At 73.7% G+C, this 25,422-nt stretch carries 24 protein-coding genes; 17 read left to right on the top strand and 7 right to left on the bottom strand.

Annotation, left to right across the window (positions count from 1 at the left end; all coding sequences use genetic code 11):
- From ACFYXU_RS14350 to ACFYXU_RS14340, 3 genes are all read right to left on the bottom strand, one after another.
- On the bottom strand, nucleotides 1-462 hold the full coding sequence (locus ACFYXU_RS14350) for a hypothetical protein (RefSeq protein WP_376517038.1): 462 nt from the start codon (nucleotides 460-462) through the stop codon (nucleotides 1-3).
- 369 nt (nucleotides 463-831) lie between these two features.
- Nucleotides 832-1,563: an SDR family NAD(P)-dependent oxidoreductase gene (locus ACFYXU_RS14345; RefSeq protein ID WP_389458474.1), complete on the bottom strand. Its 732-nt coding sequence runs from the start codon at nucleotides 1,561-1,563 to the stop codon at nucleotides 832-834.
- A gap of 57 nt (nucleotides 1,564-1,620) precedes the next feature.
- Entirely contained in the window at nucleotides 1,621-2,100 is a 480-nt protein-coding gene (locus ACFYXU_RS14340) for a nuclear transport factor 2 family protein (RefSeq protein WP_389457818.1), read from the bottom strand.
- Nucleotides 2,101-2,270: 170 nt separating this feature from the next.
- Between ACFYXU_RS14340 and ACFYXU_RS14335 the strand changes: the two genes are divergently transcribed.
- From ACFYXU_RS14335 to ACFYXU_RS14325, 3 genes are all read left to right on the top strand, one after another.
- The gene (locus ACFYXU_RS14335; RefSeq protein WP_376517042.1) at nucleotides 2,271-3,056 is read left to right on the top strand and encodes a cyclase family protein; all 786 of its coding nucleotides are present in this window, start codon (nucleotides 2,271-2,273) and stop codon (nucleotides 3,054-3,056) included.
- 91 nt (nucleotides 3,057-3,147) lie between these two features.
- On the top strand, nucleotides 3,148-3,867 hold the full coding sequence (locus tag ACFYXU_RS14330; protein ID WP_376517044.1) for a class I SAM-dependent methyltransferase: 720 nt from the start codon (nucleotides 3,148-3,150) through the stop codon (nucleotides 3,865-3,867).
- Nucleotides 3,864-4,973, top strand: a complete 1,110-nt coding sequence (locus ACFYXU_RS14325; RefSeq protein WP_389457816.1) for a DegT/DnrJ/EryC1/StrS family aminotransferase — start codon at nucleotides 3,864-3,866, stop codon at nucleotides 4,971-4,973. Before ACFYXU_RS14330 ends, ACFYXU_RS14325 begins: the two co-directional genes overlap by 4 nt.
- Before the next feature lie 96 nt (nucleotides 4,974-5,069).
- On the opposite strand, the gene ACFYXU_RS14320 is transcribed toward ACFYXU_RS14325, so the two are convergent.
- The 4 genes from ACFYXU_RS14320 to ACFYXU_RS14305 form a co-directional block, all read right to left on the bottom strand.
- Nucleotides 5,070-6,527, bottom strand: a complete 1,458-nt coding sequence (locus ACFYXU_RS14320; protein ID WP_389457814.1) for an NDP-hexose 2,3-dehydratase family protein — start codon at nucleotides 6,525-6,527, stop codon at nucleotides 5,070-5,072.
- Nucleotides 6,528-6,579: 52 nt separating this feature from the next.
- Nucleotides 6,580-7,542 carry an NAD-dependent epimerase/dehydratase family protein gene (locus ACFYXU_RS14315; RefSeq protein ID WP_376517434.1) on the bottom strand — a complete coding sequence of 321 codons (963 nt, stop codon included), beginning with the start codon at nucleotides 7,540-7,542 and terminating at the stop codon, nucleotides 6,580-6,582.
- Nucleotides 7,543-7,550: 8 nt separating this feature from the next.
- Nucleotides 7,551-8,174, bottom strand: a complete 624-nt coding sequence (locus tag ACFYXU_RS14310; protein WP_389457812.1) for a dTDP-4-dehydrorhamnose 3,5-epimerase family protein — start codon at nucleotides 8,172-8,174, stop codon at nucleotides 7,551-7,553.
- A 77-nt stretch (nucleotides 8,175-8,251) separates the two neighbouring features.
- Nucleotides 8,252-9,544 carry an activator-dependent family glycosyltransferase gene (locus ACFYXU_RS14305; protein WP_389406511.1) on the bottom strand — a complete coding sequence of 431 codons (1,293 nt, stop codon included), beginning with the start codon at nucleotides 9,542-9,544 and terminating at the stop codon, nucleotides 8,252-8,254.
- A 256-nt stretch (nucleotides 9,545-9,800) separates the two neighbouring features.
- Between ACFYXU_RS14305 and ACFYXU_RS14300 the strand changes: the two genes are divergently transcribed.
- The 14 genes from ACFYXU_RS14300 (at nucleotide 9,801) to ACFYXU_RS14235 (ending at nucleotide 25,388) form a co-directional block, all read left to right on the top strand.
- Nucleotides 9,801-10,364 carry a PadR family transcriptional regulator gene (locus ACFYXU_RS14300; protein WP_329849309.1) on the top strand — a complete coding sequence of 188 codons (564 nt, stop codon included), beginning with the start codon at nucleotides 9,801-9,803 and terminating at the stop codon, nucleotides 10,362-10,364.
- Nucleotides 10,365-10,466: 102 nt separating this feature from the next.
- The gene (locus ACFYXU_RS14295; RefSeq protein WP_389457809.1) at nucleotides 10,467-11,402 is read left to right on the top strand and encodes a hypothetical protein; all 936 of its coding nucleotides are present in this window, start codon (nucleotides 10,467-10,469) and stop codon (nucleotides 11,400-11,402) included.
- 127 nt (nucleotides 11,403-11,529) lie between these two features.
- A complete protein-coding gene (locus ACFYXU_RS14290; RefSeq protein ID WP_329849305.1) occupies nucleotides 11,530-11,865 on the top strand; it encodes an antibiotic biosynthesis monooxygenase family protein in 336 nt (111 codons plus the stop codon).
- Nucleotides 11,862-13,130: a beta-ketoacyl-[acyl-carrier-protein] synthase family protein gene (locus ACFYXU_RS14285; protein ID WP_376517426.1), complete on the top strand. Its 1,269-nt coding sequence runs from the start codon at nucleotides 11,862-11,864 to the stop codon at nucleotides 13,128-13,130. Before ACFYXU_RS14290 ends, ACFYXU_RS14285 begins: the two co-directional genes overlap by 4 nt.
- A complete protein-coding gene (locus ACFYXU_RS14280; RefSeq protein WP_389457807.1) occupies nucleotides 13,127-14,350 on the top strand; it encodes a ketosynthase chain-length factor in 1,224 nt (407 codons plus the stop codon). Before ACFYXU_RS14285 ends, ACFYXU_RS14280 begins: the two co-directional genes overlap by 4 nt.
- Complete coding sequence (locus ACFYXU_RS14275) at nucleotides 14,347-15,381, top strand: ketoacyl-ACP synthase III family protein (protein WP_376517423.1); 1,035 nt, start codon at nucleotides 14,347-14,349, stop codon at nucleotides 15,379-15,381. Before ACFYXU_RS14280 ends, ACFYXU_RS14275 begins: the two co-directional genes overlap by 4 nt.
- Entirely contained in the window at nucleotides 15,378-16,436 is a 1,059-nt protein-coding gene (locus ACFYXU_RS14270) for an acyltransferase domain-containing protein (RefSeq protein WP_389457805.1), read from the top strand. Before ACFYXU_RS14275 ends, ACFYXU_RS14270 begins: the two co-directional genes overlap by 4 nt.
- Nucleotides 16,437-16,615: 179 nt before the next feature.
- The gene (locus ACFYXU_RS14265; protein WP_389406506.1) at nucleotides 16,616-17,863 is read left to right on the top strand and encodes a P450-derived glycosyltransferase activator; all 1,248 of its coding nucleotides are present in this window, start codon (nucleotides 16,616-16,618) and stop codon (nucleotides 17,861-17,863) included.
- A 253-nt stretch (nucleotides 17,864-18,116) separates the two neighbouring features.
- Nucleotides 18,117-19,397 carry an activator-dependent family glycosyltransferase gene (locus ACFYXU_RS14260; RefSeq protein ID WP_376516907.1) on the top strand — a complete coding sequence of 427 codons (1,281 nt, stop codon included), beginning with the start codon at nucleotides 18,117-18,119 and terminating at the stop codon, nucleotides 19,395-19,397.
- A gap of 73 nt (nucleotides 19,398-19,470) precedes the next feature.
- On the top strand, nucleotides 19,471-20,454 hold the full coding sequence (gene rfbB, locus ACFYXU_RS14255) for a dTDP-glucose 4,6-dehydratase (RefSeq protein WP_389457803.1): 984 nt from the start codon (nucleotides 19,471-19,473) through the stop codon (nucleotides 20,452-20,454).
- 88 nt (nucleotides 20,455-20,542) lie between these two features.
- A complete protein-coding gene (locus tag ACFYXU_RS14250) occupies nucleotides 20,543-21,532 on the top strand; it encodes an ATP-binding cassette domain-containing protein (RefSeq protein WP_389406504.1) in 990 nt (329 codons plus the stop codon).
- Nucleotides 21,529-22,359 carry an ABC transporter permease gene (locus tag ACFYXU_RS14245; protein WP_376516912.1) on the top strand — a complete coding sequence of 277 codons (831 nt, stop codon included), beginning with the start codon at nucleotides 21,529-21,531 and terminating at the stop codon, nucleotides 22,357-22,359. Before ACFYXU_RS14250 ends, ACFYXU_RS14245 begins: the two co-directional genes overlap by 4 nt.
- A gap of 165 nt (nucleotides 22,360-22,524) precedes the next feature.
- Nucleotides 22,525-23,010, top strand: a complete 486-nt coding sequence (locus ACFYXU_RS14240; protein ID WP_329849292.1) for a glutathione peroxidase — start codon at nucleotides 22,525-22,527, stop codon at nucleotides 23,008-23,010.
- Between the two features lie 77 nt (nucleotides 23,011-23,087).
- Nucleotides 23,088-25,388 carry an ATP-binding cassette domain-containing protein gene (locus ACFYXU_RS14235; RefSeq protein WP_389457801.1) on the top strand — a complete coding sequence of 767 codons (2,301 nt, stop codon included), beginning with the start codon at nucleotides 23,088-23,090 and terminating at the stop codon, nucleotides 25,386-25,388.
- Nucleotides 25,389-25,422: the final 34 nt, after the last annotated feature.

Genomic DNA, 25,422 nt, shown 5'->3' with positions numbered 1-25,422 from the left:
TCACCGGAAGTACTGGTTGATCCGCGACGCGGACACGGCGTCGTCGACTCCGGGGGCGACCGGGCCGACGGTACGCAGCCGGGTGGCGATCCAGTCGTCCTCGGTCCGGTTGGACTTCTTCGTGAAATTCAGGTGGTTGGAGATGTGGGCGCAGGCCTGGAGGAGGGTCCTGACCTGGGTCTCCCAGGTCTTGTTCACCTCGCTCAGGGCCGCACCGGCGTCGAAGCCGTCACCCTTCAGGCTTCCGCCCGCGGTCTCGCTGGCCGCGCTCGCGTGCTTGCCGGCGGATTCGAGACCATTGCTCAGGCCGTACGCGGCGTGGCCGATGTCTCCCAGGTCGTCGTCCTCCACGACGTAGTCCCCGGACCCCTTCGCGGGGGTGGAACCTCCCGCGTTGTCGGCCTTGTTCAGCCGCATGGCCACGGCCGCCTTCTCCGCGGCCCACTCGTCTTCGAACGACACCGTCGACACCCCCGTGTCCCCTCGCCAAGGCTTCCCGGCCGCTCACGCTAGGCACTCGGTCACGGCCTCACCACAGGAGGTCGATCTTAAATACGACTTCTTGGCGCGGAGCGGTGTCCCGGCGGGCCTCGGATCAAAGGGCCAGGTCAGAGAAGCGTCGCGGGTCGAAAGATGGGTGTCGGCATGTAGGTGTCCACGGTGGGGCCCGGACGCGTGCGGTCGCTGCCGCGCCCCCGCCGGGACGGTGCTGGGCGGGGGCGCGAGGGTGGGGGCGGGGACCGCGCGGGCGGGAGCGGGGCCACGGCGCGTCGGTGCCGGACCCGGTCAGGTCAGGTCAGGTCAGGTCAGGTCAGGTCAGGTCAGGTCAGGTCAGGTCAGCGTGAGTCCTCCGTCGACGGGGACGATCGCGCCGGTCAGGTACGAGCCGCCCGGCTCGGCGAGCGTCGTGATCCACCACGCCACCTCCTCGGGCGTCGCCACCCGTCCGGCCGGGATGCGCTGCGCGATCTGGTCCAGGAAGCCCTGGTACTGCGCGTCGGACATGCCGACGCGCAGCCCGATGCCGGTGTCGGTGACGCCCGGTGCCACCGACACCACGCGGATGCCGCGCGGAGCCAGTTCGACCGCCCAGGCGCGGGTGAACTGGTTCAGGCCCGCCTTCGCCGCCATGTAGACCGCGTTGTCGGGGAAGCCCTGGGTGGTGAGCGAGGCCGCCGTGCTGACGTTGACGATGGTGCCGCCGGTCTCCTCCAGCGCGTCGAGCGCCGCCTGCGCCAGGAAGGCGGGCGCCACCAGGTCCGTGGTGAACTGCCGCTCCACGGCCGTCCGGTCGAGCTTCGCCAGCGGTGCGAAGGTGCCGGTCGCGGCGTTGTTCACGAGGACGTCCAGGCGTCCGAAGGCGCCGAGCGCCGCCTCCACCACCCGCCGGCCGGCTTCGGGGCCGGTGACGTCCGCCACCAGGGTCCGGATGTTCTCGTGCCCGGCGGCGGTCTCGTCCAGCGTGGCCCCGGTACGGCCGACCACGAGGACCCGGTCGCCCCGCTCCGCGAACCGGAGGGCCGCCGCGCGGCCGATCCCGCTCCCACCACCCGTAATGATCACTGCCCGTGTCGTCATGGCGGCGACCGTACGGACCCGTGGTCGAGACGGGGTCGATCCTCAGCCGTGCGGCCGGTCGTCGCGGGTGATGACCCGCTCCGCGACGAGCAGTGCCCCGTTCCTGCGCACCAGCCGGTCCCGCATCACGCAGGACAGCTCGATCCGGGGTGCTCCGTCGCGCGGGGTGGCGAGGATCTCTACGTGCGACACGGCGTCGGCGCCGTCCTCGGCCGGCCGGACCACCGTCATCGTCACCCAGTGCCGGTGGACCTCGCCGGCGGCCGCCCGGCCCGCCACCGCCGCGCGGGCGCCCGCCTCGATGCCGTCCCGGCCGCGCACCGGCTCCGCCATGGACGGGGAGGCGAAGGTCGCGTCGTCGGTGAAGGTGCGCGCCCAGGCCGTGGCGGCGCCGTCGTCGAGCAGCTGCATGTGCGCGGCGTAGAACCGTTCGACCGCGACGGCGTCGATGCCCGCCTCGGCAGAGGTGTGCGCGGCGACGGCGTCGGCGTGGGTGCGGGGCGTACGGGGTGGGGTGGTCACGGTGCCTCCCGGTCGGAGTGGTCGTCGGTGGGCCGAGTCTGGCCGACGGAGGGCCGGCCGCCGTCGAGACCGGCTCGACTCCGGGAGCCCGGGCCGCCGGAGTCGAGCGGTCTTCCAATGCCCCTTGAGCGGGGGCCGCGAGGCTGGGCGCCGTCGCTCAGGAGGTGACCGTGCGCATCATTGACCTGTCCTCGCCGGTGGACGCCGGCTCGTTCGAACCGGACCCCGTGGTCCACGAGGTGATGACCCCGCGCGAGGGCGCGCTGCACATGCGCGACGAGATGCGGGCCCACTTCGGCCTGGAGTTCGACCCGGACGACCTGCCGGACGGCGAGTTCCTCTCGCTGGACCGGCTGAGCCTGACGACCCACACCGGCACCCACGTCGACGCGCCCTCGCACTACGGCTCGCGGACCACGTACGGCACCGGCGTGCCCCGCCACATCGACGCGATGCCGCTGGAGTGGTTCCTCGGCCCCGGGGTCGTCCTCGACGTGCGGGGCCGCGAGGCCGGTGTCGTCGACGCGGCGGACCTGCGCAAGGAGCTCGACCGGATCGGGCACGTCCTCGCCCCGGGCGACATCGTGCTGCTCCACACCGGCGCGGACGCCTGGGCGGGGACGCGGCGGTACTTCACCGACTTCGTGGGCCTCGACGCGGGCGCGATCGCCTTGCTGCTCGACGCGGGGGTGAAGGTGGTCGGGACCGACGCGTTCAGCCTGGACGCGCCGTTCGGCACCATCATCGACACCTACCGGCGCACCGGCGACAAGGACGTGCTGTGGCCCGCCCACGTCGCGGGCCGGCACCGGGAGTACTGCCAGGTCGAGCGGCTGGCCGGGCTGGACCTGCTGCCCGCCCCGACCGGCTTCCGGATCTCCTGCCTCCCGGTGAAGATCGCCGGCGCGGGCGCCGGCTGGGCCCGGGCCGTCGCCCTCGTCGACGACACCCCCTGACCCGCCCGGGGCGCCCCCGCACCCTTCCGCACCCCCGCGCCGGCGGCTGCCGACCGGCGCCGTGCACCGCAGTCGACCCGAGGAGAACCGCATGTACAGCACGGACCTGGCCGAGGTCTACGAGACGGTCTACCGCAGCCGGGGCAAGGACTGGGCCGCCGAGGCCGAGGCCGTCGCGAAACTGGCCCGCGACCACGCCCCGGACGCCGACTCGCTGCTCGACGTGGCCTGCGGCACCGCGGCCCACCTGGGCCCCTTCAGCACCCTCTTCACGACCGCGGAGGGGCTGGAGATCGCCGCCCCGATGCGGGACCTCGCGCTGCGCCGCAGGCCCGGACTGACCATCCACGAGGGCGACATGCGCGACTTCGACCTGGGGCGCACCTATTCGGTCGTGACCTGCATGTTCTGCGCGATCGGCTACCTCGGGAGCGTCGAGGAGATGCGGGCGGCGATCGCGTCGATGGGCCGCCACCTCGGACCGGGCGGTGTGCTCGTCGTCGAACCCTGGTGGTTCCCCGAGCAGTTCTCCGAGGGCTTCGTCGCCGGGGACCTGGCGCGCGAGGGCGACCGGACCGTGGCGCGGATCTCGCACTCCACGCTCCAGGGGCGGGCGACCCGGATGGAGGTGCGCTTCCTCGTCGGCGAACCCGACGGCATCCGCACCTTCACCGAGATCGACGTCCTCACCCTCTTCACGCGCGAGGAGTACGAGTCGGCCTTCCGCGAGGCGGGCTGCTCCGTCGAGTACCGGCCGGGCGACCCGACCGGCCGCGGCCTGTTCGTCGGCGTCAAGGAGGGCGGGCGATGACCACGTACGTCTGGGACTACCTGCGGGAGTACGCGGCGGAGCGCGAGGAGATCCTCGACGCCGTCGACACCGTCTTCAGCTCCGGGCGGCTCGTCCTCGGCGCCTCCGTCGACGGTTTCGAGCGGGAGTTCGCCGCCCACCACGGCGTGGAGCACTGCGTGGGCGTGGACAACGGCACCAACGCCCTCGTCCTCGGTCTCCAGGCGCTCGGCGTGAAGCCCGGGGACGAGGTCGTCACCGTCGCCAACACGGCGGCCCCGACCGTGCTCGCGATCGACGCGGTCGGCGCCACCCCGGTCTTCGTGGACGTGCGCGAGGAGGACTACCTCATGCGCACCGACCAGCTCGCCGGCGTGATCACGGAGAGGACCTCCGCGATCGTCCCCGTCCACCTCTACGGGCAGTGCGTCGACATGACCCCGGTCACCGAACTCGCCGCCCGGCACGGCATCAAGGTCCTGGAGGACTGCGCGCAGGCCCACGGCGCCCGGCACCACGGCCGGCTCGCCGGCACCATGGGCGACGCCGCCGCCTTCTCCTTCTACCCGACGAAGGTGCTCGGCGCCTACGGCGACGCGGGCGCCGTCCTGACCCGCGACGCGGACGTGGCGGCGGCGCTGCGCCGGCTGCGCTACTACGGCATGGAGGAGCGGTACTACGTTGTCGGCACCCCGGGACACAACAGCAGGCTCGACGAGGTCCAGGCGGAGATCCTCCGCCGCAAGCTCCGCCGCCTCGACGCCTACGTCGAGGGCCGGCGCGCCGTGGCGCGCCGCTACGAGGAGGGGCTGGCCGGCACCGGTCTGGTCCTCCCCTCGAACGCGGTGGGAAACGATCACGTCCACTATGTCCACGTGGTCCGCCACCCCGAGCGGGACCGGATCATCGAGCGCCTCAAGGACTACGACATCGAGCTGAACATCAGCTACCCGTGGCCGGTGCACCGCATGACGGGCTTCGCCCACCTCGGCTACGCGGAGGGCAGTCTGCCGGTGACCGAGCGGCTGGCGGAGGAGATCTTCTCGCTGCCGATGTACCCGTCGCTGCCGCTCCACACCCAGGAGAAGGTCATCGGGGCGATCCGCGAGGTCGTCGCCGGACTCTGACCGGCGCCCGGCCGGTCTCCCCGGTCCGGGCCCGGTGCGCGCGTGTCCCGGTGGGCTCCCCGCCCACCGGGACACGCGCGCGTGCGGCCGCCGGGCTCAGCCGGCGTGGTAGAGGCTGTGCAGGCAGGCGATCAGGCTCCGGGCCTGCACGTTGACGTAGTGGCTGTGCCGCAGCAGGTCCGACAGCTGGTGCAGGGTGACCCAGCGGTGGTCGGGCGAGGCGGTGTCGAGGCCGTCCGGGGCCTCGACGACCAGGTACCGGTTGAGCGCCCGGTGGAAGCGGCCGCCCTCCTCCGAGAGGACCGTGTCGTACCGCACCGCCCCGGGCCCCGCGCCCAGCACGGTGTCCAGGAAGCGTGGCAGGGAGCCCTCCGGGAGGCCGGCGTAGCTCTCCGGCACGCACTGCACGGTCGGTCCCAGCTCCACCACGTCGGTGAACCCGGGCTCCACGCGCGCGTGGACCAGGACGTGCAGGACCCCGTCGATCCGCCGGACCAGGAACGCGATGACGCCCCGGCCCACCGGTTCGATCATCGGCTGGTTCCACTGCCGCACCTCGCGCCCGCCGGCCTCCACCCGGACCCCGATGACGTCGAAGAAGGCGCCGTCGTCGTGGCGTATCCGGTGCTTGTCGCGGGTCCATCCGGTGAGGTCGTCCAGCGGGATCCGGCGGACGGTCAGATCGCCGCCGGCCCGCCGGTCGGTGATCCAGCCGAGGATCTCCTCCAGGGGGTGGAGGCTGCCCGCGGCGGGGTCGCCGGAGCGCCGCAGCGCCCGCCGGAAGGGGTCGGGCTCGTCGTCCGCCTCCGTGCCGGGCCCGGTGAAGGGCAGGCAGGACAGCACGGTCCGGCTGTCCATGTTGACGGTGTCCTCGCGCCCCAGCAGCTCGTGGACCTGGCCGATCGTCAGCCAGCGGTAGCCCTCGCGGGCCTCGACCGGCTCCGGCAGCTCGACCACCATGTTGCGGTTGCGCTTGCGGTAGAACCACGAGCCCTGCTCGGACTGGCGCACGTCGGCCAGCACGCCGGGGCGCCGGTGCGCGTCGAGGAAGTGCTCCACGTAGGGCACGGCCAGGCCCTGGTGCACCCGCGTGTAGTTGCTGCGGGTGGCCTGCACGGTCGGGGACACCTGGAGCCCGTTGGCGTTGCCGGGTTCGACCTTGGCCTGGACGAGGGCGTGCAGGACCCCGTCGATCCGGCTGACGAGCAGGCCGAGGATGCCGATCTCGGGCTGGAGGATGATCGGCTGGGTCCAGCGGGGCACCGCCGCGCCCGGGTGCTCCACCGCCAGTCCGTGCACGGTGAAGAAGCGGCCCGTGTGGTGGCCGAGGTCGCCGGTGGCCGGGTCGGTGACCCAGCCGTCCAGCTCGTCGAGTCCGACCCGCTCGATCCGGGTGTACGCCCTGCGGGCGTGGCCGGCGAACCAGTCGGGGAAGTCCGACAGATCGCCGAGCGGCCCTGCGCCGCGCACCCGCGCGGAGGCGTCGATCCGCCGCGCGGCCTCCGCGCGCGACGCCCCCGTACCGGCACGGGGGACGGGATGGGGGGCGTTCATCGGAGCCTCCTCGGGCGGGTCCGTCCGGTCTCTGCGCGCGCGTACGTCCGGTTCATCCGGTCCCTCCCGGCGGCTCGGCGTCCCCCGCCGCGTCCCACATCGCGCGCAACGACGCGTCGAGCGGGATGCGCGGCCGCCAGCCGAGCAGGTCGGCGGCCAGGCCGATGTCGGCGCAGGTCCAGCTGCCGCCCTTGCTGGCGACGGCCGCCGGGCGCAGCCGCACGGCGGCGGGGTCGACGCCCGACACCTTGACGAGGACGTCGACGAGCTCGGTCATGGGCACCGCCTCCCCGCGTCCGATGTTGACCACCCGGCTCCGGCCGGGCGCGGCCACCGCGGCGACCGCCGCCCCGGCCAGGTCCCGCACGTCGACGAAGTCGCGGCGGGCTTCGGCCACGTCGAGGGTGAGCGTCCCGCCGGGGGCGAGGGCGCGCAGCCGCTCCGCGACGACGCCGAGGAAGCTCGCGGTGGTGGTGTGCGGCCCGCAGACGTTGACCGCCCGCAGGACGAGCGCGTCGATCCGGCCGGCGCGCGACTCGGCGAGCAGGTGCTCGGAGCCGGCGCGCTTGGTGACGCCGTACGGGGTCAGCGGTCCGGGGGCGCGGTCCTCCGCGATGAGGACGCCGTCCTCGACGGGGCCGTACTCGTGGATCGAGCCGATCTGGACGACGCGCAGCAGCCGGCCGGTCGCCGCGCAGCCTGCGGCGAGCCGTTCCGGCAGGTCGACGTGGGCGCTGCGCATCTGGTCGGCGGTGGTGCCCCAGCCGCCGGTGGCGTTGACGACGGCCGTCGCCCCGTGCTCGTCGAGGAGGGCGGCGAGCCGGCCGGGCGCGGCGGTGGCGACGTCGAGGGGGGTGAAGGGGTGGGCGCGGAGGTGCGGGGCGGGGCGGCGGGCGACGGCGAGCACCCGGTGCCCGGTCCGGTGGAGTGCGGCGCACACGGTGCGCCCGACGGATCCGGTGGCACCGAGCACCACGACCGTGCCGGCGGGTCCGCCCCTCGGGTCGGCTTCCACCGGGGCGCTCAGCGCGGGCCGCCGGGGCCGGAGGACCAGAGCTGGTCCTCGACCGCGCGGGAGGCGGCGTAGTCGGGGAGGACGCCCTTGTCGCGGGCCTCGGCGAAGGAGAGGGCCTCCCGGTCGCGGTCCGACTGCACGACGTCGAGTCCGGAGGGGAGGATGATGCCGAGGTCCTCGTCGAAGACGTCGAGGGCGAGTTCGTGCTCGGCGACGTAGGCGCCGGTGAGCATGTAGGACATCACGGTGTCGTCCTCCAGCGCGACGAAGGCGTGGCCGACGCCGACCGGGAAGTACGAGGCGCGGAAGTGGCGCTGGTCCATCTCGACCGCGTCCCAGCGGCCGAAGGTGGGCGAGCCGACCCGCAGGTCGACCACGATGTCGACGGCCCGGCCGCGCGCGCAGTACACGTACTTGGCGGTGCCGGGCGGGGTCACCGTGAAGTGGATGCCGCGGATGGTGCCGCGGCGGGAGACGCTGTGGTTCGTCTGGGCGACGGGGAAGCCGGGCCGCCCGAGTGCCTCGGCGAAGGCCTCCTGCTGGAAGGGGGAGACGAAGAGGCCGCGCTGGTCGGCGAATTGGCGGGGGGTGAACTCGTACGCCCCCTCGACCTGGAGACTTCGTACCTGCATCGTTCGGTTCACCGTCCGGGGGGTCGTCGGATGTGTGGTGGGCTGCGGGGTCGCCGCGGGGTGTGCGGCCGGGCCGGTCACCGGCGGCGGTGCTCGACGGCGAGGCGCTCCAGGGTCGGGACCACCTGGGCCGGTGCGGGGGCGGCGAGCGCCTCGCGCCGGAGCGCCATGGCGTTGCGCTTGAACTCCGGCTCCTCTAGGAGCCGGACGAGCAGCTCGCGCAGGCCCTTGGCGCTGAGCTTGCCCGGGACGTAGAGGCCGGTGCCGGTGGCGTCGAGGTGGCGGGCCTTGTTGATGGTGTCCCAGACGCCGTCGACGACGATGAGCTGCGGGACACCGTGGATCATGGCGGTGCCGAAGCTGCCGGAGCCACCGTGGTGGATGACCGCGTCGCAGGTCGGCAGGAGGGCGTCGAGCGGCACGAAGTCGACGGCCCGGACGTTGTCGGGGACGGTGTCGAGGTCTTTGAGCTGGTTCTCGTCGAGGGTGGCGACGACCTCGACGTCGTCGAGTCCGGCGACCGCCTCCAGCAGGTCGCCGATGGAGGCCCGGTCGGCGCCGAGGACCTCGCGGTGGGCGACGCCGAGGGTGAGGCAGACGCGGCGGCCGCGCTTCGGCGGTTCCTGGAGCCACCGCGGCACCGTCGACTGGCCGTTGTACGGCACGTACCGCATCGGCACGTAGTCCAGGTCGACGGGGAGGCGCATCGACTGGGGCATCGGGCACACGGTGAAGTCGCCGGTGACCGCGGCCTCCTCGAAGGAGGCTCCGTGCCGCTCCAGGCTCCAGGTGAGCCATTCGCGGAGCGGGTCGTCGCGCTGCTCCGGCGGCCGGGCGGCGAGCTGGTCCAGGAAAGTCCGGCGCATGTTGCCGGCCAGGTCCATGCCGAAGAGGACCCGGCCGTGGGCGGTGCCGGTGGCGAGGGCGGCGATGGCGCCCGCGAAGGTCATGGTGTCCCAGAGGACGAGGTCGGGCTTCCAGGAGCGGCAGTGCTCGACGAGCTCGTCGACCATCCGGTCGGAGCAGCAGTTCTGGAAGACCACGGAGGTCATGGCGGTGAAGACGCCGAGCGTGTAGTCCCAGGTGAGGCGTTCCGGGCGGGTCTCGCTCATGTCGAGTCCGACCTGTGCCTGGCTCTCCAGCTGGTCGACGTCCTGCCCGATGTTCTCCTGGGTCTCCTGCATCTGCTCGTCGAGGTGGAGCTCCTCGCCGACGCCGACGGCGGTCAGCCCGGTCTTGGTGATCTCCTCGGCGAGATCGGGATGGCTCGCGATCCGGACGTCGTGTCCCGCGGCCCGCAGGGCCCAGGCCAGAGACACCTGCGCGTGCATGTGCGACTTGGCGGCGAAGGTGGTGAAGAGTACCCGCATCCCTACCCCTGTTCCGGCGAAGACCTGTCTGTTTCCAACGTCCGCACCACCCTCGGCCCGCTTCCTCGTACGGTGGTCGAGAGTCGTTGCAGGGGCACTCGACCGGGGGCCCGCGCGGGGCTTCTCCCCCTCCCCGCCGACCGGAGAACAGCAGGTCATGCACTACCGTGGAGTCCGGTCGGCGCCCTCCGGCCACGAGCGGAGTGCCGGTTCCGGTCCCGCGCCGGAATCACGTCGGACACGCAGCAGGGAGACCATGTCAGCCACACGATTGCTGGTCCTCGGGGTCGTGCGGATGCACGGCAAGGCACACGGCTATCTGGTCCGTTCCGAGCTGCTCTCCTGGGGCGCGGACGAGTGGGCCCACATCAAGTTCGGCTCGATCTACCACGCGCTGCGTCAGCTGGCCAAGGAAGGGCTGCTGACCTCCACCGACATCGCCGAATGGCCGGGCCGGGTGGACTACGAGATGGCGCCGCCGGGCGAGGAGGAGTTCCTCCGGCTGCTCCGTGACGCCCTGCGGCAGGGCAACAACCGCCCGGACATGCTGGGGGCGGCGATCGTCCTGCTGCCGTCGCTGCGCCGCGAGGAGGCGGTCGGGCTGCTGAAGGAGCGGATCGCGTCGCTCTCGGCCGAGCAGGGCGGGGTGGCCGAGCGGGTCGACGAGACGGCGAGCGAGCAGCCGGACCGCGCCCACGTGCGGGAGCTGCTCGGGCTCTGGGAGCACAGCGCCGCGAGCCAGGCCGCGTGGGCCCAGGGTCTGATCGACCGGCTGGAAGCGGGCGCGTACGTGATGTACGGGGAGAATCCGGCCTCCTGAGGCGCCGGGGGCGACCCCGCCGGTGGAGTGACCCGACGTCAGGTGGTACTCAAGTTTGTGCACCCATGGTGCCGGACCCAGGAGGACATCACCGTGCCGATCATGCTGAGCCCGCAGGACGTGGACGACGTCTTCGACGACGAGACCTTCCTCGAGGAACGCTTCGCCGACGTCCAGGCACTGCTCCTGGGAGCCCGTCACGAGCCCGGCGCCGAGACCCTCGTCGACGTCCCCTCCGGCGGGTTGCGGCTCACCGTCCGACCGGACTCCCCCGGCCCCCTCGGCCGTTGCTCCACCATCCGGATCGATCCCTCGCCGCCCGCTCCGGCGGCCCCCGCCGACGGCCGCGTCGAACTGGTCCTCGGCGACGACGGCTCGCTCCTCGGCCTCGCCGACGCCGGGGCCCTCGACGACTGGCGCGCCGCCGTCCCCTCCGGCCTCGCGGCCCGCTACCTGGCGCCGCCCGGCCCCCGCGCCCTCGGTCTCTTCGGCGCCGGGGAGCGGGCGTGGGCCTGCCTCCTCGTGCTGCGCCGCGCCCTCCCCTCGCTCGCCGTCGTCCGCGTCGTCGGCCACGACCGGGACGCCGCCGGGGACTTCGCCCTCGCCGCCGCGCGGCACACCGGCCTCACGGTCACCGCCACCGACGACCCGCACGCCGGGGCCCGGCACGCCGACGTCGTCGTGCTCACCGGCGGGCACCCGCCGGTCCGCGCCGACCGGCTCAGCGCCGGCGCCCTCCTCATCGACCAGACCCGCACCACCCGCCCGCCCCGCACCACCCGCCCGGACGTCCGCGGCGTCTGCCTCGCCCCCGCCGGCCGGACGGCCGGCGCCGCGGCCACCGGCGGGCCCGGCTGCCTCGCCCTCGGCGAGATCGTCGCCGGCCGCGCCCTGCCCCGCCGTCTCGGCGCCGACATCGTCCACTACCGCTCCGACGACCTGGCGGGCTGGAACGGCATGGCCGCCGCCGCCGGACTGCACCAGGCATGGCGCCGCGACCTCGGCACCGCCCTTCCCGCGAGCCGTGCCGGCCGCTGACGCAAGGGCGTCATCCAGCCGTCTTCTAGGCCTCCGCTAGGGCCCCGCGAGCCACGTCGCCGAGGGTGGCAGCTCCGTCCCCGGCACAGTCGCCGCCGGACTCCCGGACGATGAGGAGAGCGCTGCCATGTCAGCTGAGCGGCCCGGCCCCACCACGAGCGGCCCGGCCACGTTCGTCAACAGCTTCACCCTCCACACGACCCCCGAGGAGTTCGAGGAGGTCTTCGCCCGCACCGCCCGGTTCCTGGAGAACCGGCCCGGCTTCCTCGGCTACACCCTCGTCCGCCACGTCGACGAGCCCGACCGGTACGTCAACATCGCCCGCTGGGCCGACCCGGCCGCCTTCCGCGCCGCCGTCACGGAGCCCGGGTTCGTCCCGCACGCCCAGGCCCTGCGCGCGATCAGCACCAGCAGCTCGAACCTCTACGTCGAGCGCCGCAGCGTCACCGCGGAGACCCGATGACGCGGCGCGTCGCCCTCACCGGCATCGGCGTGATCGCCCCCGGCGGCGTCGGGACCAAGCAGTTCTGGGACACCGTGACCGCCGGGCGGACCGCCACCCGGACCATCAGCCTCTTCGACCCGGCCCCCTTCCGGTCCCGGATCGCGGCCGAGTGCGACTTCGACCCGGTCGAGCACGGTCTCGTCGGCGAGTCCGTCGAACAGCTCGACCGCGCGGCCCTGTTCGCCCTCGCCGCGCTGCGGGAGGCGGTCGCCGACAGCGGTCTCGTCACCGACCCCGACCGGGCCCACCGCACCGGCGTCAGCCTGGGCAGCGCCGTGGGCTGCACCCAGAAGCTGGAGCAGGAGTACCTCGCCCTCAGCGGCGGCGGCCAGGAGTGGCTGGTCGACCACACGGCCGCCGGCAGCCGCCTCTACGACCAGTTCGTGCCCAGCTCCATGGCGGCCGAACTCGCCTGGGCCACCGGTGCCGAGGGACCCTGCACCGTCGTCTCGGCCGGCTGCACCTCCGGTCTCGACTCGATCGGCCACGCGGCCGCGCTCATCCGCGAGGGAGCGGTCGACGTGATGATCGCGGGAGCGACCGACGCCCCGATCTCCCCGATCACCGTCGCCTGCTTCGACGCCATCCGCGCCACCTCTCCCCGCAACGACGACCCGGCGACCGCGCTCCGCCCCTTCGACCGGACCCGCAACGGCTTCGTCCTCGGCGAGGGCGCCGCCGTCCTCGTCCTGGAGGAGCTGACCGCCGCCCGCCGCCGGGGCGCCCGCGTCTACGCCGAGATCGCCGGATACGCCTCCCACGGAAACGCGTACCACATGACCGGACTCCGCCCCGACGGACGGGAACTGGCCGCCGCCGTCACCGACGCGCTCGCCGAGGCCCGGCTCCCCGCCGACGCCCTCGGCTACGTCAACGCCCACGGCACCGCCACCCGGCAGAACGACGTGCACGAGACCGCCGCCCTCAAGCGGGCCCTGGGCAGCCACGCCGCCCGCGTCCCGGTCAGCTCCATCAAGTCGATGATCGGCCACTCCCTGGGCGCCATCGGCTCCATCGAGGTCGCCGCGACCGCCCTCGCGCTCGCCCACGGCGTCATCCCGCCCACCGCCAACCTCCACGATCCCGACCCCGAACTTGACCTGGACTACGTGCCGTTGCACGCCCGGGAGACCCGCATGGACACCGCCCTCACGGTCGGCAGCGGCTTCGGGGGATTCCAGAGCGCCATGGTCCTGCGGCTCCCCGAGGGGAGGACCGCGTGAGCGTCGTCGTCACCGGCATGGGGGTCGTCGCCCCCACCGGCCTCGGACTCGACCGCTACTGGGCGGCCACCCTGCGCGGCGAGTCCGGCATCCGCCGCATCCGCGCCTTCGACCCCGGCCGCTACCCCACCCGGCACGCGGGCGAGGTCACCGGCTTCGACCCGGCCGAGCACCTGCCCGGCCGGCTCGTCCCGCAGACCGACCGGATGACCCAGTTCGCCCTCGCCGCGGCCGACTGGGCCGTCGCCGACGCGGCCGTCGACCTCGACGCCATTCCCCCGCTGGAACGCGGCGTCGTGACCGCGAGCTCCTCCGGCGGCTTCGGCTTCGGACAGCGTGAACTCCAGCACCTGTGGGGGGAGTCCCCCAAGAAGGTCAGCGCCTACATGTCCTTCGCCTGGTTCTACGCCGTCAACACCGGCCAGATCTCCATCCGGCACGGCCTCAGCGGCCCCACCGGCGTCCACGTCGGCGAACAGGCCGGCGGCCTCGACGTGATCGCCCACGCGCGCCGCCAGATCCGCTCCGGCACCCGGCTGATGCTCGCCGGGGGAACGGACAGCTCGCTCTGCCCGTACGGCATGGCCGCCCAGCTCGCCGGCGGGCGGCTCAGCACCGGCGCGTACCGCCCCTTCGACGGGCGCGCCGCCGGGCACCTCCCCGGCGAGGGCGGCGCCATGCTCGTCCTGGAGAGCGCCGGACACGCGCGCGAGCGCGGCCGCCGGCCGTACGGCGAGATCGCCGGCTTCGGCTCCACCTTCGACCCGCGCCCCGGATCCGGCCGCCCGCCGACGCTGCGGCGCGCCGTCGAACAGGCCCTGGCCGACGCCCGTACGGATCCCGGCGAGATCGCCCTCGTCCTCGCCGACGGCGCGGGCCTGCCCGGAGCCGACGCCGCCGAGGCCACCGTGCTCACCGAGGTCTTCGGGCCCCGCGGCGTGCCCGTCACCGTGCCCAAGGCGGGCACCGGCCGTCTCTACTCCGGCGCCGGACCGCTCGACGTGGTCACCGCCCTGCTCGCCCTGCGCGACGGCGTGGCCCCGCCCACCGTCGGCGTCGACCGGGTGCCCGAGGCGTACGGCCTCGACCTGGTCACGGACCGGCCGCGCCCGGTCACCGGCACCGCCGCCCTGGTGCTGGCCCGCGGCCACCACGGCTTCAACAGCGCCCTGGTCGTCCGCTCCGCGGACCGCGCCGTCGCCGCCGGAGCCGCCGCGTGAACGGCGGAGAGCTGTACGTCCGGGGAACCGGGATCTGGCTGCCGCCCGCCGAACGGATCGCGGACGCGGTCGCCGACGGGCGCTGCGACCCGGCCGTCGCCCGCGCCACCCGCATGGAGTCGGTCACGGTCTCGGCCGGCGACGCCGGGCCCGAGATGGCGGCCCGGGCCGCCCGTACCGCGCTCGCGCGGGCCGACGCCGGTCCCGGCGACATCGACCTGGTGCTGCACGCGAGCTTCTACCACCAGGGGTTCGACATCTGGGCGCCCGCCTCGTACGTCCAGCACCACTCCGTCGGGAACCACTGCCCGGCGATGGAGATCGGCCAGGTGTCCAACGGCGGCATGGCCGCCCTCGACCTGGCCTGGGCCTACCTCGCCGCCGACCCGGGACGGTCCGGCGCCCTCCTCACCACGGGCGACCGCTTCTGCCCGCCCGGCTTCGACCGCTGGCGCAGCGACCCCGGCACGGTCTACGCCGACGGCGGCACCGCCCTCGTCGTCTCCCGGCACTCCGGCTTCGCCCGGGTCCGCTCCGTCGCCACCGTCTCCGCGCCCGACCTGGAGGGCATGCACCGCGGCGACGACCCCTTCGCCGCCGCGCCGCTCGGCCACCGGCCGGTCGTCGACCTGGAGGCGCACAAGCGGGACTTCCTCGCCCGGTACGGCACCTCCCCGGCCGTCGCCCGGGTCTCCGCCGCCCAGGAGACGGTGGTCAAGCAGGCGCTGGCCGAGGCCGGACTCGGGCTCGCCGACATCGACCGGTTCGTACTGCCCCACCTCGGCCACCGCCGGCTCCACGTCGCCTACCTCACCAAGTTCGGCATCGACCCCGGGCGCACCACCTGGTCCTGGAGTCGCACCGTCGGTCACCTCGGCGCCGGGGACCCCTTCGCCGGTCTCGACCACCTCGCCTCCGGAGGCACCCTCCGGCCCGGCGACACCTGCCTGCTCTTCGGCGTCGGCGCCGGCTTCAGCTGGTCCTGCGCCGTCGTCGAGATCCTCACCCGGCCCACCTGGAGGGACCGATGACCGACCGCGCGGCGCGGACCGCCGGACCGCCGGACGACCGGCCCGTGGCCCTGCTGCTGCCCGGGCAGGGCTCCCAGCACGTGCGCATGGCCGCCGGGCTGTACGGCGTCGAGCCCGCCTTCACCGACGCCATGGACGAGGCACTCGACGCGCTCGCCGCCCCCGGCCCGCTCGGCCGCCGGGCGACCGGACTGCGCGAGGACTGGCTGAACAGCCGGGACAGCGCGGTCGTCGACCACGTCACCCGCTCGCAGCCGCTGCTCTTCGCCGTCGACCACGCCCTCGGCCGACTCGTCCTGGACTGGGGCGTCCGCCCCGTCGCCCTCCTCGGCCACAGCATCGGCGAGGTGGCCGCCGCCGTCCTCTCCGGGATCTTCACCCTGCGGGACGCCGCCGCCCTCGTCCACGACCGGGTCGGCCGGCTCGCGGACGCGCCGCCCGGCGGCATGGTCGCGGTCGCCGCCGCACCCGAGGAGCTCGCCCCGTACCTCGGCGGCGGGGTCGTCGTCGGGGCCGTCAACGCCGTGCGGCAGACCGTCCTCGCCGGACTCGCGGATCCGCTGCGGGCGACCACCGAGGAGCTGCGGGCCGCCGGATTCGTGGTGCGGCCGGTGGCCGCCTCGACGGCCTTCCACAGTCCCGCGCTCGCCCCGGCCATGGAGGGCTCCGAGGACCGGATCGCCGCGCTGCCGGTCGGCGATCCGGCGATCCCCGTCGTGTCCGGCTACACCGCCCGCCCGCTGACCGTCGCCGAGGCGAAGGAGCCCGGCTTCTGGTCCCGGCAGCCCGTCGACCCGGTCCTCTTCTGGCCCGCCCTCGACGGCCTCCTCGACGGCCCGGACCTCGTCCTGGTCGAGGCCGGCCCCGGCCAGGGCCTCTCGCAGCTGGCCCGCCGTCACCCGGCCGTCCGCTCGGGCCGGTCCGTCACGGTGCCGCTGCTGCCGTCCGTGCCCGGCCCGCCCGAGGCCGACCTCGCCGCCGTGCGCGCCGCGGCGGAACGGCTCCGGCCGGGAGGCCTCCCGCCCGGACGGACGGCCGGGCCCTCCGGCGTGTAGCCCGAGTCGAGTGCCCCTGGAGGTGGTGTGGCTAGCGTCGGGAGCGACCTTCCCGCCCTCCTCCGCGCCTCCCGTGCACCGCACCGGAACGGCCCGCGGACCGCGGGACGTTCCGGGCCAGTCCCCCGTACCGGACCTGCCCCTTCCCGGACCCGAGGGTCCCTTCCCAGGACGGTGTCATGCTGACCGAGCAGACCAACAGCGAGCTGGGCCGCCACCTGCTGACCATCCGAGGCGTCCAGTTCATCTTCGGCGCCCAGGGCGACCCCTTCGCCCTCATCCTCCGCGCCGGCGACGACGACCCGCTCCGCCACGGCGAGCGCGCCCGCGAACAGGGCCTGCACGAGAGCGCGGCCGGCGCGTGGGTCACCGCGAGCCACGCGCTCGGCGCGCGGATCCTCGGCGACCCCCGCTTCTCCGCGCGCCACGCGGAGGAGGGCCCGCAGCACCACCCGGGCGTGGACGTCTGGGACAACCCCCTGCTCTGCCACGTCGTCCCCGTCGACGACACCCGCCTCAACCTCGAACCCGCCGTGTACGAGCGGCTCGCCCGGACCGCCGCCCCGCTCCTCGGCGCGGAGGCGCTGGCCGGCCGGACCGCCGACGTGGAGCGGGCCTACCGGGAGGCGCTCGCGGACGCCGAGGCCCGGTTCGACCTCTACCGTGACCTGGCCGTCCCGGCCGCGCTGACCGTGGTCGCCGAGCTCCTCGGGCTGCCGGCGGGCGGCCGGGAGCGGCTCGCCGCACTGCACGCCGGGCTGGCGACCGCCTTCGACGCCGGTCACTGCCCGCAGCAACTCCCCGTGGCCCGCGCCTTCCTGGAGGCCGAGACCGCGCTCTCCGAGGAGCTGGGATCGCTGGTCGCCTCGGGCCGCGCCACCGGCCTCGCCGGGCTGTCCGGGGCGGACCCGGAGGACGCCGTCGCGATCGGTGTGCTCGCCGTCGTCGCCGGGGTCGAGGCCACCGCGACCGCCGTGTGCAACGCGGTGGAGACCCTCCTGGCGCACCCCGGGCAGTGGGAGCGCCTGACCCGCGACCCGTCCCGGGTGGCCGGGGCCGTCCGGGAGGCGCTGCGGCTGTCCCCGCCGCTCCGCTTCGAGAGCCGGATCGCCCGTGAGGCCGTCGAGCTCGACGGGCAGACCGTCGAGGAGGGGCGGCGGGTCGTCGTGCTGGTCGACGCGGCCAACCGCGACCCGGAGGCCTTCCCGGACCCCGGCGCCTTCGACCCGGAGCGCCCCGCGGAGCTCTCGCTGACCCGGACGGGCGGCCCGGCCGACGCCGTCACGGCGGACCTGGTGCGGGTCCAGACCGAGGCGGCCGTCCGCGTCCTGGCCGAGCAGCGGCCCGACCTGCGGATCGGCGCCGAGGTGCTGCGCCGGGCCCGCTCCGCCGTCCTGCGCGGCGTGCTGCGCTTTCCCGTCGCATGAGCGGCGGGAGCGGCGCTCCCGGCTTCGGCCGAATGTGCCGCGTGAGCGACCTCAGCCGCGTGAGCGGCGTGTCCGGCCCGAACCGCACGAACCGCGTACGGGACCACAGCCGCCTGAACCGCACGAACCACGCACGAGATCACAGCCGCCCGCCCGGCACGAACCCCGTACGGCACCGCAGCCGCGTGGGCCGCGTGCGGGACCGCATCAGCCGCACGGTCCGTCCGTCGGCCCTCACGGAAGGAGGCGCCCGGTGCGCGTACTACTGACCGCGTTCGCCCAGGACGCCCATCTCAACGGCATCGTGCCGCTGGCCTGGGCGCTGCGCACCGCCGGGCACGAGGTGCGGATCGCCGGCCAGCCCGGTGCGATCGGGTCCATCACCCGGGCCGGTCTGACCGCCGTGCCGGTGGGCGAGGACCACCGCATGGACGACGTCATCCGCACCGTCGGGCACGGGATGCTCCTGCACCACCTGGACCGCGACTACCTGGAGAACCGGCACGAGCGGCTGAGCACCGACTACCTGCGGGCCTCCAACGCGATCCTGACGTCGACGTTCTACCCGCAGATCAACAACGAGTCGATGATCGACGGGCTCGTGGAGTTCGCCCGCTTCTGGCGGCCCGACCTCGTCCTCTGGGAGCCGTTCACCTTCGCCGGGGCGGTCGCCGCCAAGGCGACGGGGGCGGCGCACGCCCGGCTGCTGGCCTTCCCCGACCTGTTCGCCCGCACCCACCTGGAGCTGCGCCGGCGTCAGGCGGAGCTGCCGCCGGAGCTGTGCGACGACCCGATGGAGGAGTGGCTGGCGTACACCCTCGACCGGCACGGGGCCGCCTTCGACCCCGAGGTCGTCACCGGGCAGTGGTCGGTCGACCAGATGCCCGCGGGGGTGCGGATGGAGCTGGGTCTGCCCCGGCTGCCCATGCGGTACGTCCCGTACAACGGTCCCGGTCCGGCCGTCGTCCCGGAGTGGCTGCGCGAACCGCCGGAGCGGCGCCGGGTCTGTCTGACGCTGGGGCTGACGATCCGGGACACGGAGTTCCCGAACGCGATCGACCTGGACGAGGTGCTGGCCTCGGTCGGCGACCTGGACGTGGAGGTCGTCGCCACCCTGAGCGAGACCGAGCTGGCCGGGGTCTCGAAGGTGCCGGACAACATCAGGGTGGTGGACCACGTCGCCATGCTGGCGCTGCTGCCGACCTGTTCGGCGATCGTCCACCACGGCGGCGCGGGCACCTGGGCGACGGCGGCGGCCTACGGCGTGCCGCAGGTGGCGCTCGGCTGGATGTGGGACGCCATCTACCGGGCGCAGCGTCTGGAGGACCTGGGCGCCGGGCTGCACCTGCACTCGGAGGGGCTGACCGTGGACGTGCTCCGCGACAAGCTCGTCCGGGTGCTGGACGACCCGTCGTACCGGGAGGGGGCGCGGCGGCTGCGCCGGTCGATGCTGACGGCGCCGGCTCCGAACGAAGTGGTGCCGGCCATCGAGCGGTTGACAGCGCGGCACCGTCCGGCGACCGCCGGGCGCTGACGGACCAGACGGCGGTGCGGGCGGGGCGGACGCGATCCTCCGCCCGCCCCCCGTACGACAGGAGGGAACGGGTGTGAACATCCTGGTGACCGGCGCGGCCGGCTTCATCGGCTCGCACTTCGCGCGCATGCTGCTGGACGACGGCGGTCCGGGGCGGGAGGGCGACCGGGTGACCGCGCTGGACGTGCTGACGTACGCGGGCACCCTGAACAACCTGCCCCTCGGGCACCCCCGGCTGGACTTCGTCCGCGGCGACATCGGCGACGCGGCGCTGCTGGACAAGGTCGTGCCGGGGCACGACGCCGTGGTGCACTTCGCGGCGGAGTCGCACGTGGACCGCTCGGTGGAGGGGGCCGAGGCCTTCGTCCGCACGAACGTGCTGGGCACCCAGGTGTTGCTGGACGCGGCGCTGCGGCACGAGGTCCGGGTCTTCGTCCAGGTCTCCACCGACGAGGTGTACGGGTCGATCGCCGAGGGGCGGTGGACCGAGGAGGAGCCGCTGCTGCCCAACTCTCCGTACGCGGCGTCGAAGGCGTCGGCCGACCTCCTGGCCCGCGCGTACGCCCGCACCCACGGGCTCGACGTGCGGATCACCCGCTGCGCCAACAACTACGGTCCCGGGCAGCATCCGGAGAAACTGATCCCGCGCTTCGCCACCCGGCTCCTGGACGGGCTTCCGGTGCCGCTCTACGGGGACGGCTCGAACCTCCGGGAGTGGCTGCACGTCGACGACCACTGCCGGGCGGTGCGGATGGTGCTGGAACGGGGCCGGGCCGGGGAGGTCTACAACGTGGGCGGCGGCACCACGCTGAGCAACCGGGAGATGACCGCCCTGCTGCTGGAGCTGTGCGGCCGGGACTGGGACCTGGTGGAGCGGGTCGAGGACCGCAAGGGGCACGACTTCCGGTATGCGGTGGACGACGCCAAGATCCGGCGCGAGCTGGGGTACGCGCCCCGCAGGTCGCTGGAGGCCGAACTGGCCGCGACGGTGGCCTGGTACGCCTCGCACCGCGATCACTGGGAGGCCGGAGGAGCGCTTCCGCCCCGACCTTGCTAAAACTTGAATATCCCGAGCGCCCTCCCCTATGCTCGGCGGGTACCCAAATTTGAGCACCCGAAGGCACTGCCTGAAAGAAGGGGTGGGCATGGCTGACGCCGATCTGGCGATCCAGACCGAGGCTCTGAAGAAGAAATACGGCGACAAGGAGGCCCTCTCCGGATTCGACTTAGAGGTACCGAGGGGCGTGGTCTACGGCCTGCTCGGCCCCAACGGCGCCGGAAAGACCACCGCGGTCCGCGTGCTGTCCACCCTGCTGAAGGCCGACGGCGGGACGGCCCGCGTCGCCGGCTACGACGTCGCCACCCAGGCCGCCCAGGTCCGGCAGCGGATCGGCCTCCTGGGCCAGCACGCCGCCGTCGACGAGGACCTGAGCGGCCGTCAGAACCTGGTGATGTTCGGCCGCCTCTACCACATCGGCAAGCGCAACGCGCAGCTCCGCGCGGACGAGCTGCTGGAGCGCTTCGGTCTCACCGAAGCCGGGAACAAGCCGGCCAAGCAGTACTCCGGCGGCATGCGGCGCCGCCTCGACCTCGCCGCCAGCCTCATCCTCGCCCCCGGCGTCCTGTTCCTCGACGAGCCGACCACCGGCCTCGACCCCCGGGGGCGCAACGACGTCTGGGAGTCCGTCCGCGGCCTCGTCGCCGACGGGCGCACCGTCCTGCTCACCACGCAGTACCTCGAAGAGGCCGACCAGCTCGCCGACATGATCTCCCTGATCGACGGCGGCCGGGTCGTCCAGACCGGCACCCCCGACCAGCTGAAGAACATGCTCGGCGGCGACCGGATCGAGGTCGTGGTCCGCAGGCCGCACGACCTCGACGCCGCCGCCCGGATCATGGGCTCGCTCCTCGGCACCGACCCCGCCACGGACGCGGACAACCGCCGGGTCGGCGCCGTCGTCCAGGACCGGGTCGCCGCCCTCACCTCGGTCGCCCGGGCCCTCGACGAGAACAGCATCGAGGCGGAGGACATCGCCCTGCGCCGCCCGACCCTCGACGAGGTCTTCCTCAGCCTGACCGGCAACGGATCGGCCTCCTACGCCGAGCAGCGCGACAAGGAGGTCATCCCCTCATGACCGCGATCACCGCCCCCGAGGTGCCGACCAACCCGCTCGCCAAGCTGGGCTGGATCCTCGCCGACTCCTGGACCCTCACCCTCCGCGGGCTCTCCCACTGGGCCCGCAACCCCACCCAGATCCTCGCCGGACTGGCCTTCCCGATCCTGATGGTGCTGCTCTTCGGCGGCATCTTCGGCAGCGGGATGCAGGTCGAGGGCGGCGGGGACTACATGGACTACCTGATGCCCGGCATGTTCGTCATGTCGATGGCCTTCGGCATCGGCGAGACCATGGCCGGCGTCACCGCCGACGCCTCCAAGGGCGTCACGGACCGCTTCCGCTCCATGCCCATGTCCGCCGGATCGGTCGTCCTCGGCCAGTCCATCGTGAACATGCTGTACAGCAGCGTGGTCCTGGTCATCCTCATGGGGTGCGGCGCCGTCGCCGGCTGGAGCTGGAACGACGGCTTCGCCCCGGCCCTCGGCGGCTTCGCCCTGCTGCTCCTGCTCCGGTTCGCGCTGCTCTGGGTCGGCATCTACCTCGGCCTCGTCATCAGCTCCCCGGAAGCCGCCTCCGCCGTCTACACGCTGCTCTTCCCGCTCGGCATCGTCGCCAACACCTTCGCCTCCCCGGAGATGATGCCGGGCTGGCTCGGCACGATCGCCGAGTGGAACCCGCTCTCCTCCACCGCCCACGCCACCCGGGAGCTCTTCGGGAACCCGGGCGTCGGGGGCACCTCCTGGATCGCCGAGCACGCCATGCTCATGTCGTTCGTCTGGCCGCTCCTGATCTTCCTGGTGTTCTTCCCCCTGGCCGTCCGCAAGTACCGCGCCCTGAGCCGGTAGCGGACCCCGTACGGGCGCGGGCCGGCCACCCCCGTACGGCCCGCGCCCTCCCCGCCTCCCGGGCCCCCGACACGGGCCCGGGAGGACCGCTCCGCCGAGCGGGAGCCGAGAGCCCCGCGAGGCGGAGTCGACCGACACCTGACCGCCCCGGCCTAGCGTGCGGACATGACCCTCCACGACATCCCGATCGCCGGACTCGACGGAACCCCCGACCTCCTCGCCCGCCACCGGGGCGCTCCCCTGCTCGTCGTCAACGTCGCCTCCGGGTGCGCGCTCGCCGCCGGGCAGTACCCCGCCCTGGAGGCGCTCGCGCACGAGCACCGGGCGGACGGCCTCGTCGTCGTCGGCGTGCCCTGCAACCAGTTCGGCGCCCAGGAGCCGGGCACCGCCGAGGAGATCGCCGCCCAGTGCTCCGTACGCCGGATCACCTTCCCCCACACGGAGAAGACCGAGGTCAACGGAGCCGGTCGGCATCCGCTCTACACGGCCCTCACCCCGCTCACCGACGCGGAGGGCCACACCGGCGACGTGCGCTGGAACTTCGAGAAGTTCCTCGTCTCCGCCGCCGGCCACCCCGTGGGCCGCTTCGCGCCCACGGTCGACCCCCAGGACCCCGGCCTGCTGAAGGCCGTCCGCGACCAGCTGCGATGAGTCCGGGGGCCGGCGACGCCGCACCGCGCGGCGTCCGCCCCACGACACCACGTCATACGACGCAGAGAGGACCATTCGTGAACCAGACGCCGCCCACCGCACCGGACGAGGGCATCCAGGTCGTCGGTGCCCGGGAGAACAACCTCAAGAACGTCTCGCTCGTCATCCCCAAGAACCGGATCACGGTCTTCGTCGGCGTCTCCGGATCCGGTAAGTCCTCCCTGGTCTTCGACACCGTCGCCGTGGAGGCCCAGCGGCAGCTCAACGCCACCTTCCCGTGGAACATCCGGCACGACCTCCCCAAGTTCGAGCGTCCGCACGTCGACGCCGTCACGAAGATCACCACTCCGGTCGTCGTCGACCAGCGCCCCCTCGGCGGCAACGCCCGCTCGACCGTCGGCACCGTCACCGACGTCTACACGGTGATGCGCGTCCTCTTCGCCAACCACGGCAACGACGGCCTCGGCCAGACCTGGCTGTACTCCTTCAACGACCCCAAGGGCATGTGCCCCGAGTGCGAGGGCCTCGGCCGCGCTCGCCGCGCCAACCCCGAGCTGATGATCGACCGCTCGCGGTCCATCGCGGAGGGCGCCATCCGGGTCCCCGGGCACACCGTCGGCAGCACCAGCTGGCAGTTCTACGCCCGCTACGAGCGCCTCGACGCCGACAAGAGGATCGACGACTACACCGAGGAGGAGCTGCACACCCTCCTCTACGGCAGCGGCGGCACCGTCGAGATCACCTACCCCAACGGCAACGTCCTGGCCCTCAAGTACGAGGGGCTCGTCGACAGCTTCGTCCGCCGCCACCTCAAGCGCGACTCGACCGGCATGAGCAAGGCGGCCCGCGACGCGGCGGCCGAGTTCTTCACCGAGGGCCGCTGCCCCACCTGCGACGGCGCCCGCCTCAACCAGAAGGCCCTGGCCACCCGGATCGACGGCCGGAACATCGCCGACTGGACCCGGATGCAGGTCAGCGACCTCATCACGGTCGTCACCGCCCTCCAGGAACGGCTGGACACGCCCCTCGTCACCACCATCCGCGAGACGCTGGAGCAGATCGAGTCGATCGGCCTCGGCTACCTCACCCTGGACCGCTCCACCTCCAGCCTCTCCGGCGGCGAGGGCCAGCGCCTGAAGCTCGTCAACCACCTCGGCAGCGAACTCACCGGCCTCACGTACATCTTCGACGAGCCCAGCGTCGGTCTGCACCCGCGGGACGTCAGCCGGCTCAACGAGCTGATCCGGGCGCTGCGCGACAAGGGCAACACCGTCCTCGTCGTCGAGCACGACCCCGACGTCATGGCCGTCGCCGACCACATCGTCGAGATCGGCCCGCGGGCCGGCGTGCACGGCGGGACGGTCGTCTTCGAGGGCAGCCACGCCGAGCTGACGGAGGCCGACACCCTCACCGGGCGGGGCCTGCGGCGCATCGGCGGGCTCAAGGAGACCCCCCGCCCCTTCGGCCGGACCCTGCCGGTCCGCGACGCCACCGTGCACAACCTGAAGAACGTCTCCACCGAGATCCCGGCCGGCGTCCTCACCGCCGTCACCGGCGTCGCCGGGGCCGGCAAGAGCTCGCTGATCGCGCACGCCTTCCGGGAGCAGTACCCGAACGCGGTCTTCGTCGACCAGTCGTCCATCGCGCGCTCCTCCCGCTCCACCCCGGCCAGCTACCTCAAGCTGATGGACCCGATCCGCAAGCTCTTCGCCAAGGCGAGCGGCGAGGACGCCAGCCTCTTCAGCTTCAACTCCAAGGGCGCCTGCGAGGAGTGCGAGGGCCGTGGCGTCCTCATCACCGAGGTCGCCTACATGGACCCGGTCACCACCCACTGCGAGAGCTGCGAGGGCCGCCGCTTCAAGGAGTCGGTGCTGCGCCACACCGTGCGCGGCAAGAACATCGCCGACGTGCTGGAGATGTCCGCGGAGGAGGCCACGGAGTTCTTCCCCTCGGGGCCGCTGCGCACCCGGGTCGGAGCCCTGATGGAGACCGGCATCGGCTACCTCGGCCTCGGCCAGTCGCTCGCGACGCTCTCCGGCGGCGAGCGCCAGCGGCTCAAGCTCGCCGACCGGCTCTCCGGCTCGGGCACCGTCTACATCCTGGACGAGCCGACCACCGGGCTGCACCTGTCGGACATCGACATGCTGCTCGGCCTGCTGAACCGGATCGTCGACCGGGGCAACACGGTCGTCGTCATCGAGCACGACCTGGCGGTCGTCGCCCAGGCGGACTGGGTCGTCGACCTCGGCCCCGAGGGCGGCAACACCGGGGGCGAGATCGTCTTCACCGGCACGCCCGCCGAGCTGCTGCGCACCCCGCACTCGCACACGGCGGAGCACCTGCGGCTGTACCTGGACCGTCCCCTCCCGTCGGCCTGAGCCACCTCGCGGGAGGCTCCTCCCGCGACGACCC

Origin of the sequence: Streptomyces sp. NPDC002232, assembly GCF_042890295.1 — a bacterium.
Taxonomy (GTDB): domain Bacteria; phylum Actinomycetota; class Actinomycetes; order Streptomycetales; family Streptomycetaceae; genus Streptomyces.
Note: the sequence above shows the minus strand (reverse complement) of the source record. Positions and strands in the feature narration are given on the sequence as shown.